The organism is Paeniglutamicibacter terrestris (assembly GCF_012271785.1).
Classification (GTDB): Bacteria; Actinomycetota; Actinomycetes; order Actinomycetales; family Micrococcaceae; genus Paeniglutamicibacter; species Paeniglutamicibacter terrestris.
Window position 1 is genome coordinate 139,618 of record NZ_JAAWVT010000004.1, and the last position, 13,794, is coordinate 153,411.

A 13,794-nucleotide genomic window follows, 5' to 3' on the forward strand; every position below is an offset into this window, starting at 1 on the left:
ATGACTATCGCAATTGTTGGCACAACGAAGCTAGACGGATTCGGCACCACGCTGGACATCCCCTACGCTTCGACCGCGGGAAATCTACTCGTGGTGCACGTGTCGGTTGGCAACGTTCTGACGCCGACCGACACCGCGGGGAACACGTGGACCCTCGCCCTGAACACCAGCACTATCGGATCCACTTCGCAGCGCTTGGGGCAGGTTTACTACTGCCTGAATGCGAGTGCGATCACGAGCTTGACCCTGACGCACGCGGCCTCACAGAACTATGTGGCGATCGTGACCGAGCTTTCCGGGGTCGCGTCTTACCGTGGCGGCGCAATGAACACCGGCACCAGCACAGCGGCAACCACATCGGTGGTCGCTGGCGACATGGTGCTGTCGGGTTGCTTCTACTTCAAGACTGCCGCCACCGCCGCAGCACCTTTCCCTGCTGGATGGACCGGCATTGACACCGGCATTCGAGGGAACAACTTCAACGGCTTGGCATATCAGGCGATTGCCGCAGATGGCACGTCTGGTCCATCGTGGGCGCTGGGGTCCAACGGTGCACATACGGTCACTGCATGGGTGCCGAGCGTGACAGAAGTCTTTACGAACTTCCGGTGGACTGGCTCAGCGTGGGTTCCGATGCGCGTCAAGTTGGGGGCGTGATCCCGTGGATCCAATTGTGATCGCAGCGATCATTGCCTCGCTCGGCGTCATCGTCACCGCACTGCTGGCATTCTTGGCACCACGTCGAGGTGTGCAAAACACGCGCATGACGCACCTTGAAGACCGTCTAGAAAAGGCCGAGCTGGTCAATCGGGGCATGTGGATCTGGAATATCGGATTGCAAGCCCAGGTGATCAACCGCGAACCGCCACCACCCCGCGAGCCACCCCCGTGGCTACCGGATCTACTCGACAAATAACTATTTATGCCGTCCCTTGTGGCGGTCTTTTTTATGCCCGAAAGGATCGCTATGAGGGAACAACTAGTCACGAGCGCCACGCAAACGTATGGCGGGGTTAGTCGATGCGCGAGCATCACGATCCACGAAACCGCAAACCCTGGCATCGGTGCCGACGCTCAAGCGCATGCCAATCTGCAAGCCAACGGAAACGTGCGGCAGGCGTCTTGGCATATCACTGTTGACGACGCCGAAGCTATCCGGTCATACCCGGATACCGCGCGCTGCTGGCACGCCGGCACCAAGGGTGCGGATTCCATCGCCGTGGAGATTTGCGTGAATGCGGACGGCGACTATGACAAGGCATTCAAGAACGCCGCGGCAGTCGTCGCCGACCTACGCGCGGCCCACGGGCTGGGGCGTAGTGCGGTCGTGCAGCACAACCACTGGACTGGCAAGAACTGCCCATCCACCATGCGAGCCGCTGAGCGCTGGCAAGAATTTCTCAAACTCACAGACCCACAGGAGGCCCATATGCAGACGATGGTAAGCCCGTTCGAGGGGCGACTCACCGCCAACCATCATACGGCGGGTGGTTATGCTGGGCATCGCGGCATGGATATTGCACCGCCGAAGCCGGGGCAGACTGGATGCCCGGTCTATGCCGCGTTCGCCGGCGTCGTGCGTCGGATCTACCGCACGGCGGCGCACGGCAACCGCAATTCGACGTGGGCACCGCAGCGCACGGGCAACGGCATGCTCATCTCGAATCCAGACGGTGAGGGCAACGGGTACAACCACGTGCGCCCGGTCGGCGGCTTGAAGGTCGGTGACAAGGTGGCGGCTGGTGAGCTGATCGGCTACAACGACAGTTCCGGCAATCAGTCTGGCCCGCACCTTCACTTCGAGATGTGGAGCGACTGGGAAGATCCTTTCTCCGACTATAACCCGCGCCTGGCATTCGACGCTCATCACGTGCGGCCCGGATCCGCCCCGGCGATCGATGTTGTGCCCGTCGCCGTCATCACGCCGACCACCAAGCCGAAGCCGAAGCCTTCCACCGGTGGCAACACTCGCGCAGACAACACCGCCATTCAGACCGCCCTCACCGAGATGGGCATCAACGTAGGGCGTCAGGATGGCGTGGATGGCGACCTGATGAAGGCAGGCGTCAAGGTCTTCCAGCGTGCCCACGGTCTAAAGGACGATGGCGTGTGGGGTGCCAAGACGCAGGCTGTCTTCGATCTAAACGAGCGGATCCAGAAAGCGCTCAAGAGTAAGGGCTACACGAAGCAGATCGTAGATGGTTTCCTCGGCGCACAGTCCGTGGCGAACATCAAGGATTACCAGCGCCGTAACGGTCTCTTCGTAGACGGTATCGCTGGCGACAAGACTCGGAAAAGCCTTGGCCTCTAATGATGTATCGCAGACCAGCCCTATCGGGAACGCTGATGTTGTCCGCAGCGACGCTGCTCGGCATCGCGTCCGGCTTCCTCTTCGTTCACGGTATCTCCGCCGCCGCAGAACGTCCCCTAACGGCGTGGTATCACACGCGCAACCAATGAAAGGTACTCCTATGATTTTCACTTTGGCATTCCTCAAGGGCGCGTCTGAGCGCGCCATCAAGACCTTCGCGCAGACCCTCGCGGGCATGCTCACCGCTGGCACCCTCGGCATCCTCGATGTCGATTGGGGCAACGCCCTGAGCGTCGCGGGGCTGGTCGGTCTCGCGTCCCTGCTTACGTCCGTTGGTAACGCTGAATTCACCGCTGGCACCGACCGCGGGCACATCGACCTTCACAAGTAGTTCCCCCTACAGAAAGGCGCTCATTATGCGCAAGCTCATCGTTTCCCTGACCGCTGCGATTACTATCGCGATCGCTACCTATGCGAGTGCCGGCGCTGCCGTCGCGGGCCACATCGACCTGTACCGCCGCTAGCCACAAAGCCCCCGACCTTCACTGGTCGGGGGCTTTCGTGCGTTAAGTCTGTTTCTCGGTGATGATCTTTTTGATCATGGGCTGAGACAGGCCGGTGATTTTGGCGACGGCGTACATGGTGAAGCCGTGGTTATTGACGGCATCTACGATTCTTCGATCGCGGCGTGCGCGGTGTTCGGCGAGGATCGTCTCGGCTTGCCGCACGGCATCGGCGAGGCCAGCGAGGTTGAGCGTGTCGTCGTCATCGACTTCTTTGCGGTCGCTCATGCCGCACCGCCTAGTGCTTCACGGATAGCTTTTACTACTCGTGAGTCTCCGCCGTCATGTTCATCCATGAAAGCTGCAAGGTGTTCTACGCGAGCCACCTTCGCTTCGGCGGATTCAGCGCGGGCAATCACTTGTAGGGCGTGCTCTACGTCGATTCGGATTCCAGATTCAACCCAGCCCTTTAGTTCGGTCAGGTCAAGCGGTGGGGCGGTTTGGTCGGTCATCGTGCACTCCTTTAGTGGTTGCGGCGGCGGCGTTGTTCAATATGAAAGTCTCGCATGTTGTCTCCGCATTCGATGGCTTCGTCAAATGCTGCGGCGAATTCTGCGGCGCTGAGGCTGGCGAGTCCGGTTAGGGTGGCCTGGGTTTCGGTACGCATTGCATGTTGTCCTTTGGGGTTGGTGTTCCTTGTTGATATAATAAGCATAGCCCAACCCGGTTTAGTACGCAACCCATTTTAGCAAAAAGTTTGACACAAAAAAGACCCCACCTCATAAAGGTGGGGTCATTTTTTATGCCTAACGACTATTCACAATTCATACGCGCCATCGGATCTTCCATGATTTCCTCGGTGGTCATTCCCTCGAATAGACCCTTGCTATTTTCGGCCCACTCGCGCAGGCACTCTTGGTCCAGTTCGACAGCAGGCGCGGGCGTGTACACGGGGCCGTCATCAATCGCTTCGTCAAGATCACGGAAGCCCTCGCACGTCGCAATCACGCCCGGATCGCTCGTATGATCCGCCGCCGTCCCGCCTTCGTAGTTGGCGATGTCCTGCGCCCATTCCTGAATGCACGCAGCATACTCCGCGTCCCTCGACTCTTTGGCGGCATCCTTCGCCGTGCCACCGCACGCACTCAAGACCAGCATCAATGCGACCCCAAGCACGATACCTAACGAATGTTTCATGATTTTTCCCCTTGTCTGTGTGTTGTATCGTGCGCTCGGAAGTGAGGTATTGCAATAGCTGAGGTAAGGTGATTTGCGGATACACCAATGCCCCTACCCCCATTGAGGCATTGGTGTATTCACTTAAGCGGCGGTCGTCTCGCCCTCGATCATCGGTGCCGCCTTGATCGACATCGCTTCCTCGGCAATATTCGCACTGCGGAAATTCGCGTCTGGTGACAGGTGCGAGTACCGGTCGATGGTCGTCTGGATCGACTCATGGCCCAGGCGGCGCGACAGCTCGTAAATGTTCATCCCGTTAGCCAGCATGATTGATGCGTGCGAGTGACGGATGTCGTGGATACGGGGACGGTTACCCGCGCCGGCTGGGTAGTTGAGGGCGTCGAGTGCGCGACGCCAGTATTTGAAGAATGTTGAGTGCCGGATGGGCGACCCGGTGCTGGTGCGGAACACGCACTGGAATGGGTCTGAGCTGTCCAAGAGCGGCTGCAAGAGCGCCATCATCGACGGCGGCAGGGATACCGAACGGCGGGATTTCTTCGTTTTCGGTTTGCCGATATAGTACGCGCCGTCGCCCTTGTTCTTCCATGCTCGCTCTACGCGTGCAACCCATTGGCCCGCTTCCATGCGGATGTCGCCCGGACGTAGCGCGGTGGCCTCATTGAATCGCATTCCGGTGACCAGCAGGAAAAGGATAAAGGTGCGATACCGGGCGGGACTGATGGCGTCCGCCATTGCAGTTATCTCGGCGGCGCTCATGAATCGCATGACTTCCTCGGTGCGATTGTCGCTTGGCATTTTCACGCCCTGGCAGGGGTTCCGTTTCAGCTTGATGCCGGGTGTGTTGACGGCGGTATTCATGGCGGCGCTCAGGAGGCCGTGTTGGTTGCTGATGGTTTTAGATGAGATGGTGCCACCGCGGCAGCTCGGGCGTTTGATCATCTCTTTGATCCAAGCCTTCACGTCTTGCTGGGTGAGGGCTTGCACGGGGATGTTGCCGATGTGCCCATTGAAGTAGAGCGGCACCGCTTTGCGGTATTTATTGATGGTGCCCTCGGCGGGGTCGGTGAGCTGGTCGATGTGCCGTTCGATCATTTCGCGGACGCTGATGCCGCCAACTTTGGCTTGGGCGACGGCACGCTGCACTGCGGTGAAGGATTGCCCGTTGGCGTTGAGTAGGCGCACGTTTAGTTCGGCGCGGCCTTTGTCGTCGCGGATGGTGAGTGTGGATTCTTTGGCGTCGCCTGGCTCGCGCCATGACACGCGGTAGGTAATACCACCATCTTTCCGGGTAATTTCTTTGATCCATGCCATGACGTGTCTCCTGGTCCTATGTTCTAGATGTCGTTTTTACGGAGATACAACTCGAAGACCGCGGCAACTTCCGGGGCGAGTGCGGCAGCGAGTGCGGTGGTGACGTGTGCGCGGTAGTCGGCATTCTTGCGCCACACGCGGTCGCACCGGCATCCGGTGGAGTCGCCACTAAATGCGCCGACTGCATGCTCACCGAGCACTTCCGCGATCCGCGCTTCAAGGTCGCTCATGATTCCTCCGGCTCCGGGCACTCGACGTGCCATGTCGTTTCTTCCCATTCCTGATCCATGCTGAGCATGTCGAAATAGGGATTGGTGGGCATGGTGATCGTGTGGATAAGTTGCCCGTCTGCAATTTCCTGATCGCACAATGAGCAGAGAACGGGCGTCCACGATTCACAGTTGCAGTGGCTTGCAGACCGGCTGTCACATCCGGTGAAGTCGTAGCCCTCGGCGGTCTTTTCTATGACGTTGGCGGTGAGCGTGCGGACGACAGGTGGCAGAATCTCGCTCATGCGGCACCGTCCAAGGCTTTCTGGATTCCCTTTGCGTAGAAGCGGGCCTGCGGGGTCTGTGATTCCAGTCGGTCGCGGTATGCCTCAACCCGTGCGAGCTGCGCTTTGGCGTCGGCAAGCTCTCGGGCTTGGGCGTCGATGATGCGCACCAAGGATTCGGTGATGGGTGACGCCTTGCCGGCGCGAATTTCCTGCCGGGAGAAAGCTAGTGCGGTTGGCTCTTCGGTACTCATGCGGCACCGCCCAAGGCTTCGATGGTTGGGCAGGGGGCGGCGAGCTGGCAGTGGGTGCAGTAGGCTTCCCCGTCTGGGTCTGGCAGTAGTCCTGTGGCGCGGTTCCGGGCAAATGTCCGGTAGCCGTCCGCGTTGTGCAGCTCGCGCACTCGCGCAATGGTGGCTTCGAGGGATTCAATTTCCACCGCTAGCTCTTCCCCGTCGCTTAGCTCACCGGGCTTGAATCCTAGGTCTTGAAAGAATCCGGCTTTACGGCGGCGGGCGGAATCGGCTAGGACTCGCTGGGAGCGTTCACTCATGCCGCACCATCCAGCGCGCGGAGAATATCAATTGCTGGGACAACGTAATCCAACATCTGGTTGTACGGCGGCAGCGCCTTCCGCACACGCGCCACGGCCTGCTCGGCAGCTTCGGCACGGTTCGCTTCTCCGATTGCCGAGAGTCGCACTTGTGCGATTTCCCTCTCGGCGGCGTCGGCGCGGGCTTCTGCTTCCCGCCGCGCCTCATGTGGCGTGACGGCATCGCCTTGGCGCTGGAGCGTCATCACATATTTCTTTCCGTCGCTTGCCTGTAGCTTCATTTCCAAGTAGTTCGGGGCTTCATATTCATCCAATGCACCGCGCATGGAATCGGCAATGAAGATCAGCGTCTCTTGAGTCTTCGGCCCGCCTGCGTGCATCTGGATGTCAAACCCAGTTGGCGTGCTCTTCGCGCTGTCGAGCATTAGCGCATCGGCAGGCTTGCCGGTTGGGTCAGGCAGTGGGGTGCTCATAGGTTTTCTCCAATGGCTTCGATGATGAACGCGCGACCGGCTGGCGGAACTTCCGTATCGGCGATAACGCGGATCCGCTCGATGGTTGCCACGAGCGCTTCGATGTCTTGACGCAATTTCTTGATGAGCAACTGGTCTGCATCGGGTGTCGTCTGGGATTCGGTTGTTTGAGCGCTCATCGACCATCACTCACTAGGTTGGTAGTCAGAAGATCAATGTCAAGGTCTGAGCTTGCGTGTCCGGCTGCGATCAGCTTGCCGACGCAGAGCGCTGCGGCTACGGAGACGATGGGCCACACTACGAAAAGTGCTACCAGGACTATCTCTAGTCGGTTCATTGTCATGCCCTTCTCGGTTAACTTTCGGTTGGATACCAACAGTGTGGCACCAAAAGTCAGCAGTAACAAGGGTTAAGTCAGCACAACAAAAAAACACCCCCGGAAATCGTGATGATTCCGGGGGTGTTCGTTGCGGAGGATAGGGGATTTGAACCCCTGAGGGCGTTAACCCAACACGCGTTCCAGGCGTGCGCCATAGGCCGCTAGGCGAATCCTCCAGCTTGCTCCAAAGAGCAGGTTCTAGCATAGCGGACATTTTTGGTGACAACTAATCGGCATCAAAACACCCCGTCCGAATAACCTTGCGGCCAAAGCGCCACCTTCCCCCACACCACTCCAGACGAAAGTTCTCGATTCCACAGTTAGCACCGGAAATGAATCACACCTAGTTGCCCCGCGCTGTACTGGAACATGGGTAAGTTCGCCGAACATCAAAGCATTTCAGGGCCCGAGGATTGCGGCGCCCCACCACCCGGAGCTCGATACTATGCTGGGCTGGATGGTGCATGGACAGCCTGCATCGAGGGACAACTAGAACGAAATCCCCTGATGCTGGCCGTTGCGAAGCTCACATCGATGCAATGCCCCCAAAACCCGGGCCAAGGCCTCATTCAGCTCCGAGAACTTGGCCGGATCAGGGCGATGCTCGACGGATTGGAATCAACGTTGCTGGCCGACACCAGCGAGATGGTGCAACGCGGCATGCCCACGCCCCTGTCGGAAGAGAACCCCACACTTTTTGATTACAAGCGGGAGATCGAGGAGCACGGGTATCCCGTCTCGGGCGCAGATCAGGACCTCAACCGATCGTCCTTTGTCGCGGAGGCCGCGATGGCAACCCGGACCTCCGAGCGGTCCACGTTCAACCGCTTGGCCGTGGCCCAGGGCCTGCGCTATGTTCACGAGCGCTCGCTCTTCGCCTTGTACACAGGGAAAATTACCGGCCGCACGGCGGCCACGTTGGTGAAACAGACCCGCGGCATCCCCCGAGCAACCGCCCAACAGATCGAGGCAAGTCTGCTGCCCACCGCAACCACAGCTTCGGACGCAGCGATGGCGCTGCGCATCAAGCGGGCACGCGACCGTTTGCATCCTCAGCCCGTGGCCGATCGTCGATCCCGAGCAGAAATGGGACGGTCCCTGTTGTGGTGGCCTGAAGAAGACGGAATGGCAGTATTGCAGGCCTACTTGCCGGCAGAGGACGTGCTGACGATCTTCAACACGGTCTCGACCCATGCAAATTTGCTGCTCTCCAGCGAACAGAAACGCCCTCTTGGCCAGCTCCGTGCCGACGTGTTCCGAGATTCCCTCATCGATGGCTGGCCAGGTCAGCCGAGGAGGAAACCTGCTTTATTTGTGGGACTGACCATTCCGGCGTTGGAACTCCTCACCAACCCCGAACGGGGCATCGCCAATTTAGAGGGCTACGGGCCGATCCCGCTCGGTGTTGCCATGAAGCTCGCCGTGAAGGCGCCCGCGCTCAAGCCGATACTGACTGACCCATGGACCGGCTCAATCTTGGATCTGGGCCGCAAGCGCTACAAACCGTCAAAAGCCTTGCGTGATTTTTTGCGTGTCAGGGACGAGCACTGCCGCTTTCCGGGTTGCCGACGTCCCCCCGCGCTCTCCGAATTTGACCATATAGACGAGTGGAGTCGGGGCGGGGAAACCTCGGTTCACAATGCGCAGCTCTTGTGCAAAAGGCATCAGATCTACAAGCACGTGTTGGGCTGGCAGGTCGTCCATCTTGGCAACGGTTCGCTGCAGTGGCGCACGCCCCATGGCGTGACTCAGCTGGAGCTACCCGACGGCTTGCTCTATCCACGTCCATTGAATCCAGACTCGCCGCCGATCCAGTTAATGCTCCCCGGAGTCAGCATCGATGCCCCCACGCGGCGCCTCCTCGGCTGGGATGAAACAGATAATATTCCGGGATTTCCGGAGCCTCCAGCTGGCCCCGAAGAGGTGCCGTGAGTGGCTCCAAGAAAGTGGATTTCGGGGCAGGGGCCTACCTCGGGTAGACTACTTGTCGGCCCCTCATGTGGTGTCATCCTGTTGAACTCCCCCAGGACCGGAAGGTAGCAAGGGTAGATGGGCTCTGGCAGGTGCATGAGGGGCCTTTACTATCTGCCCGGGGAATTGATGACCGATTTCTTCGCGGAGCCGAAGGGCGAAAAGGAGTAGTTCATGGGTGCCGGACGGTTTGCCCCCAGCCCGTCAGGGGAACTGCATCTTGGTAACCTCCGAACGGCGATCTTGGCCTGGCTTTTCGCCCGTTCAACCCACCGCACGTTCCTGATGCGGGTCGAGGATCTTGACCGGGCCCGCGCCGGCGCCGAATCCCTCCAGCTTGCCGACCTCGCGGCCATGGGACTTTCCTGGGACGGCGAGATCGTCAGGCAATCCGAACGTTCCGAGCTTTATGCCCAGGCCATCTCGGACCTGCGCATTCGAGGCCTGCTCTATGAATGTTTCTGCACCCGTCGCGACATCGCCGAAGCTTCCAGCGCTCCGCATGGCGCCCCCGGCACCTACCCCGGGACTTGCCGAAACCTCACTGAGGCGGATCAAGCCGCAAAGCGCGAGTTGCGCCCGTCCGCCCTTCGACTGCGTACCGAGGTGGACAGCTTCACGGTCCACGACGAGTTGCACGGTTCATATACGGGCGTCGTTGATGACTTTGTGGTGCTGCGCAACGATGAGGTCCCTGCCTACAATTTGGCAGTGGTCGTTGATGATGGGGCGCAAAACATCGATCAGGTTGTCCGTGGCGATGACCTACTTTCCTCAGCCCCACGGCAGTCGTACTTGGCGCAGCTACTGGGCTACCAGCCGCCAACGTATGCCCATGTCCCGCTGGCACTGAACGCCGAGGGAAGACGTCTGGCCAAACGTGATGGTGCCGTCACGCTGGCCCAGCTGGCGGCATCGGGCATCAACGTAGAATCCGCCCGGGCCATGATTCTTACCTCACTGGGCTTGCCCACGGGCTCGCTTCAGGAGGCGCTGACGGCCTTTGACCCCGCATTATTGCCCACCGACCCGTGGGTATTCTCAACCGATCCGAATGCCGTTGGCACCGGAAAACCGATAGGGTGGCCATCGTGAGTACAGCTCTTTACCGTCGCTACCGTCCAGACAATTTCGCGGACGTGATCGGGCAGGAACATGTCACCACGCCGCTGATGACGGCCCTGGAAAAAAACCGGGTCAATCATGCCTATCTCTTCTCGGGTCCGCGCGGTTGTGGCAAGACCACTTCTGCCCGCATCCTTGCCCGCTGCCTAAATTGTGCCCAGGGTCCGACACCGACCCCGTGCGGCACCTGCCCTAGCTGCATTGAACTAGCCAGTGGCGGCCCGGGTTCCCTCGACGTGATCGAGATTGACGCGGCCTCTCACGGTGGCGTTGATGACGCCCGAGACCTACGCGAGCGCGCCACCTTTGCCCCGGTGCGTGATCGCTACAAGATCTTTATCATCGATGAGGCCCATATGGTCACCTCGGCGGGTTTCAACGCGCTGTTGAAGATCGTCGAAGAGCCGCCGGAACACATCAAGTTTATTTTTGCGACGACCGAGCCCGACAAGGTCATCGGGACGATCCGTTCGCGCACCCACCACTACCCGTTCCGGCTGGTGCCGCCCGAACCGCTGATCAAGTACCTCGAGTACTTGTGCACCGCCGAGGGTGTCGAGGCGGCACCCGGTGTGCTCTCCTTGGTCATCCGCGCCGGTGGCGGATCCGTCCGCGATTCACTTTCCGTCCTTGACCAGCTGATTGCTGGCGCCGGACCCAATGGCCTGGACTACGAGTTGGCCGTTTCCCTGCTGGGCTACACCCACGCGACACTCCTTGACGATGTGGTCGACGCGCTGGGCGCGGGCGACGCAGCCACCGTCTTTGCCGCAGTTGACCGCGTGGTGCAGACCGGGCACGACCCGCGACGATTCGTCGAGGACCTGCTGGAGCGCTTCCGCGACCTGATTATTGTGCGGGCAGTGCCCGAAAACGCGGCGCAGATCATTCGTGGGCTACCCGAAGATCAGCTGCACCGCATGCAGGCCCAGGCCGCGGGACTCGGCCAGGCCGAGCTCAGCCGCTGGGCGGATGTGACCAACGCCGGACTCACCGAAATGAGCGGCGCTACCTCACCACGCTTGCACCTCGAGTTACTCTGCGCTCGCCTGCTGTTGCCCGCTTCCGATGCCACCGAACGCGGTTTTAACGCGCGCATGGATCGCGTCGAACGCCGACTATCCTTTGCCGGAGACGAGATTCCGCCGATGTCCTCCAGCGATGGTGGACAGGCTGCCTCCGCCGGCTACGAGGGAGAAAACGCCGGGGCTGGTGCCGCAGCAGTGCGTGAAGCCCTGCGCGCTGCCCGCGCACAGAAGGTCGGCGGTGCGGCAGAAGCTCCGGTTGCCCCGAGCGAGGCTTCGGCTCCGCAGACCCAGGAAGCCCCAGCACCCGCGGTTACCGACCCCGAACCGGTGGCCAGTGCGGCACCGGTTGAACCAGCACCAACCGTTGAGGATTCGACACCGAATCCCGCCGATTGGGGTGGCACCTGGGGCCCCGTGGACGAGGGACCCAGCAATCCAGTGACCGAACCGGTTTCACCGGCACAGGGCACTCCGGTGCACCCGCCTGCTGATGTTCCGCCGTTTAGCATCCTGCCCGATCGCGGCCCGGAAGATGACGTTGAGAGTGCCCCGGCTGCGCCAGCACCAGCGTCTGAGCCCGCGCCGATCCAGCAGAATCAGGCCATGGCCGACTTTGCCAAGAAGGCTCGAGCAGATCAGGCAGAACGCGAACGCGCAGCCGCCGAACAGGCAGCGATCGAACGGGCAGCGCAAGAAAAGGCAGCCGCCGAACAGCGAGCCGTTGCCGAACGTGCTGCCGCGGAACGCGCCGCAGCAGAGCAGCGTGCCACGGAAGAACGTGCTGCTGCCGAACAGCGTGCAGCGCAACAGCAACAGCAACAGCAACAGCAACAGCAACAGCAACAGCAACAGCATTCTCCCGCGGCGCAGCAGAACATGCAGCAACAGGGTCAGCGACCAGCGGCTGCCCAGCCCCCGGTACAGCGTCAACAACCTCCTGTTCAGCAGCAGGGCCATATGCCGCCGCAGCAACAGGCACCAACGCAGGCTCGCCCCGCGCAGCCCGGTGGCACCGGATCGGTGGAAATGTTCCGCCGAGCCTGGCCCGACATCCTCGAGGAACTTAAGACCAACAAGAAGTTCCTCTGGATGATGGTGGCGCCTAATGCCTCGGTGACGGGCTTCGACGGCCGCACCTTAACCGTCAGCTTTGCCCACACGGGGGCCATGACGGCATTCACCGCACGGCAGGAAAACGTCGCAGTTCTGGCGCACAGCATCCAAAAGGTACTGGGCACCAATATTGAACTGGTCATCGCAGCGGGAGGGTCCGCACCCGCGGGTGGTTCTGGCCCAAAAGTTGATCGCCGGCCCGAGCCGGCGGTGACCACTGGTCCAGCGCACAACGCACCACAGCAGTATGCCGCCCATGCCCCTTCCAGTGAGCCCGCCGGACCCGAACGTGTAGCGGCCGAGCCTGTGCATGCCCCGGTTCAAGCACCCTCGGCATCCGAGGTCCCTGCGGCGCCTGCGCCCGTAGCTCCCGCACCAGCAGCTGTCACGACGCCCGCTGCGCCGGCACCGCAACGTGTCGAGGCACCCTCAGCTCCAGCACCGCAACGTCTCGAGGCACCCGCAGCTCCAGCACCGCAACCCGCGCCCACGCAGGTCGCCAACGAGGCCGTTTCCGATGATCCGGGCTACGGCGAGGAACCCAGTTGGGATTCGGAGCCATGGGACGACGGCGGCGGAGACTGGGATGCCTCTTCGGTACCGGTGCCCGAATGGGAATCAGAAGCTGGCTCCTTCGTGCCCGGAAATTCCGAGGCCGCAGCCCCGGAGCCTGCCGCACCGCCAGCTAACAATGCTTCATTGCCGGCTGCCCCACCACCTGTCACGCCCAAGGGATATGTGGCTCCGGCCCCGTCCTACGGTGCTGCCGACCGTCCGGTGGCGCCTCCTCCGGGTGCCTCCGCGGCCACGTGGGGCATGCCCGTACAGGCACCGGAACAGGTAAGTACCTCCGCTCCGGCGTCCTCCTCGGGTGCCGGTGCACCGGCCAATGGTGGCAAGTTATCGCGTTACCAGCGGCTCATGAACCGGGCCAACGGCGTTGTTGATGCCGCTCCGCGACCGGCGCACATCCCGATCACCACCGACCCGGCCGCGGGTGCCTGGGGCAACCCCGCAGATGCCCCGGATTTCGCCCGTCCGCGGACAACTCCGGCCCCCACTCCCAGCGCTCCGGCACCCGCTGCTCCGGTAGTATCGGAGGATACAGAGTTTGTCCCCAGTGACGACGACATCGAGATTGAGGATTCCTCGTTGATCGGTGTCCCGGCCATCGAACGGCTCCTTAATGGCCGAATCATCGAGGAACGCGATGCGCACGGCACGGTGATCGAGCGCCCCAATCGGCCGCGCTGATCCACCCACGTCTAGCGTCGGAGTGAGCGTGTAGTGTCTGCTTCACGGTACGTAATTGCAAGGAACAGCAAGATTAGGCA

The 13,794-nt window shown here is 61.0% G+C and carries 18 protein-coding genes, 1 tRNA gene and 1 other RNA gene; 8 read left to right on the plus strand and 12 right to left on the minus strand.

The features are described from left to right. The 4 genes from HED64_RS10450 to HED64_RS10465 all read left to right on the plus strand — a co-directional run bounded on the left by HED64_RS10450 (position 1) and on the right by HED64_RS10465 (position 2,702). Positions 1-657 carry a hypothetical protein gene (locus HED64_RS10450; protein ID WP_168151948.1) on the plus strand — a complete coding sequence of 219 codons (657 nt, stop codon included), beginning with the start codon at positions 1-3 and terminating at the stop codon, positions 655-657. A gap of 4 nt (positions 658-661) precedes the next feature. After that, the gene (locus tag HED64_RS10455) at positions 662-916 is read left to right on the plus strand and encodes a hypothetical protein (protein ID WP_168151949.1); all 255 of its coding nucleotides are present in this window, start codon (positions 662-664) and stop codon (positions 914-916) included. 51 nt (positions 917-967) lie between these two features. Next, positions 968-2,311, plus strand: a complete 1,344-nt coding sequence (locus HED64_RS10460) for a peptidoglycan-binding protein (protein WP_168151950.1) — start codon at positions 968-970, stop codon at positions 2,309-2,311. A 160-nt stretch (positions 2,312-2,471) separates the two neighbouring features. Next, positions 2,472-2,702: a holin gene (locus HED64_RS10465; protein WP_245325905.1), complete on the plus strand. Its 231-nt coding sequence runs from the start codon at positions 2,472-2,474 to the stop codon at positions 2,700-2,702. 175 nt (positions 2,703-2,877) lie between these two features. Here the strand turns inward: HED64_RS10465 and HED64_RS10470 are convergent, their stop codons facing one another. The 12 genes from HED64_RS10470 to HED64_RS10525 form a co-directional block, all read right to left on the minus strand. Next, the gene (locus tag HED64_RS10470; RefSeq protein WP_168151951.1) at positions 2,878-3,102 is read right to left on the minus strand and encodes a hypothetical protein; all 225 of its coding nucleotides are present in this window, start codon (positions 3,100-3,102) and stop codon (positions 2,878-2,880) included. Next, the gene (locus HED64_RS10475; protein ID WP_168151952.1) at positions 3,099-3,326 is read right to left on the minus strand and encodes a hypothetical protein; all 228 of its coding nucleotides are present in this window, start codon (positions 3,324-3,326) and stop codon (positions 3,099-3,101) included. Before HED64_RS10475 ends, HED64_RS10470 begins: the two co-directional genes overlap by 4 nt. A gap of 11 nt (positions 3,327-3,337) precedes the next feature. Beyond that, positions 3,338-3,481: a hypothetical protein gene (locus HED64_RS10480; protein ID WP_168151953.1), complete on the minus strand. Its 144-nt coding sequence runs from the start codon at positions 3,479-3,481 to the stop codon at positions 3,338-3,340. 146 nt (positions 3,482-3,627) lie between these two features. Next, positions 3,628-4,011, minus strand: a complete 384-nt coding sequence (locus tag HED64_RS10485) for a hypothetical protein (RefSeq protein WP_168151954.1) — start codon at positions 4,009-4,011, stop codon at positions 3,628-3,630. Positions 4,012-4,134: 123 nt separating this feature from the next. Beyond that, positions 4,135-5,325: a tyrosine-type recombinase/integrase gene (locus tag HED64_RS10490; RefSeq protein WP_168151955.1), complete on the minus strand. Its 1,191-nt coding sequence runs from the start codon at positions 5,323-5,325 to the stop codon at positions 4,135-4,137. Between the two features lie 23 nt (positions 5,326-5,348). Next, positions 5,349-5,555, minus strand: a complete 207-nt coding sequence (locus HED64_RS10495) for a hypothetical protein (RefSeq protein WP_168151956.1) — start codon at positions 5,553-5,555, stop codon at positions 5,349-5,351. Then, positions 5,552-5,839, minus strand: coding sequence for a hypothetical protein (locus HED64_RS10500; RefSeq protein WP_168151957.1), 288 nt, complete (start codon positions 5,837-5,839; stop codon positions 5,552-5,554). The genes HED64_RS10495 and HED64_RS10500 overlap by 4 nt, the downstream gene beginning before the upstream one ends. Continuing rightward, complete coding sequence (locus tag HED64_RS10505) at positions 5,836-6,072, minus strand: hypothetical protein (RefSeq protein WP_168151958.1); 237 nt, start codon at positions 6,070-6,072, stop codon at positions 5,836-5,838. Before HED64_RS10505 ends, HED64_RS10500 begins: the two co-directional genes overlap by 4 nt. Next, a complete protein-coding gene (locus HED64_RS10510; RefSeq protein ID WP_168151959.1) occupies positions 6,069-6,371 on the minus strand; it encodes a hypothetical protein in 303 nt (100 codons plus the stop codon). The genes HED64_RS10505 and HED64_RS10510 overlap by 4 nt, the downstream gene beginning before the upstream one ends. Next, positions 6,368-6,844, minus strand: a complete 477-nt coding sequence (locus HED64_RS10515; RefSeq protein ID WP_168151960.1) for a hypothetical protein — start codon at positions 6,842-6,844, stop codon at positions 6,368-6,370. Before HED64_RS10515 ends, HED64_RS10510 begins: the two co-directional genes overlap by 4 nt. Further along, a complete protein-coding gene (locus tag HED64_RS10520) occupies positions 6,841-7,023 on the minus strand; it encodes a hypothetical protein (protein ID WP_168151961.1) in 183 nt (60 codons plus the stop codon). The genes HED64_RS10515 and HED64_RS10520 overlap by 4 nt, the downstream gene beginning before the upstream one ends. 291 nt (positions 7,024-7,314) lie before the next feature. Then, positions 7,315-7,399: transfer RNA gene (locus HED64_RS10525), tRNA-Ser, on the minus strand. 448 nt (positions 7,400-7,847) lie between these two features. Between HED64_RS10525 and HED64_RS10530 the strand changes: the two genes are divergently transcribed. The 4 genes from HED64_RS10530 to HED64_RS10545 all read left to right on the plus strand — a co-directional run bounded on the left by HED64_RS10530 (position 7,848) and on the right by HED64_RS10545 (position 13,714). After that, a complete protein-coding gene (locus HED64_RS10530; protein ID WP_168151962.1) occupies positions 7,848-9,155 on the plus strand; it encodes an HNH endonuclease signature motif containing protein in 1,308 nt (435 codons plus the stop codon). Positions 9,156-9,209: 54 nt separating this feature from the next. Continuing rightward, an RNA gene (ffs, locus tag HED64_RS10535) (signal recognition particle sRNA small type) lies at positions 9,210-9,306 on the plus strand. A gap of 62 nt (positions 9,307-9,368) precedes the next feature. Beyond that, positions 9,369-10,289: a tRNA glutamyl-Q(34) synthetase GluQRS gene (gluQRS, locus tag HED64_RS10540; protein WP_168151963.1), complete on the plus strand. Its 921-nt coding sequence runs from the start codon at positions 9,369-9,371 to the stop codon at positions 10,287-10,289. Beyond that, positions 10,286-13,714, plus strand: coding sequence for a DNA polymerase III subunit gamma and tau (locus HED64_RS10545; RefSeq protein ID WP_168151964.1), 3,429 nt, complete (start codon positions 10,286-10,288; stop codon positions 13,712-13,714). Before gluQRS ends, HED64_RS10545 begins: the two co-directional genes overlap by 4 nt. The last annotated feature ends 80 nt before the right edge of the window (positions 13,715-13,794 follow it).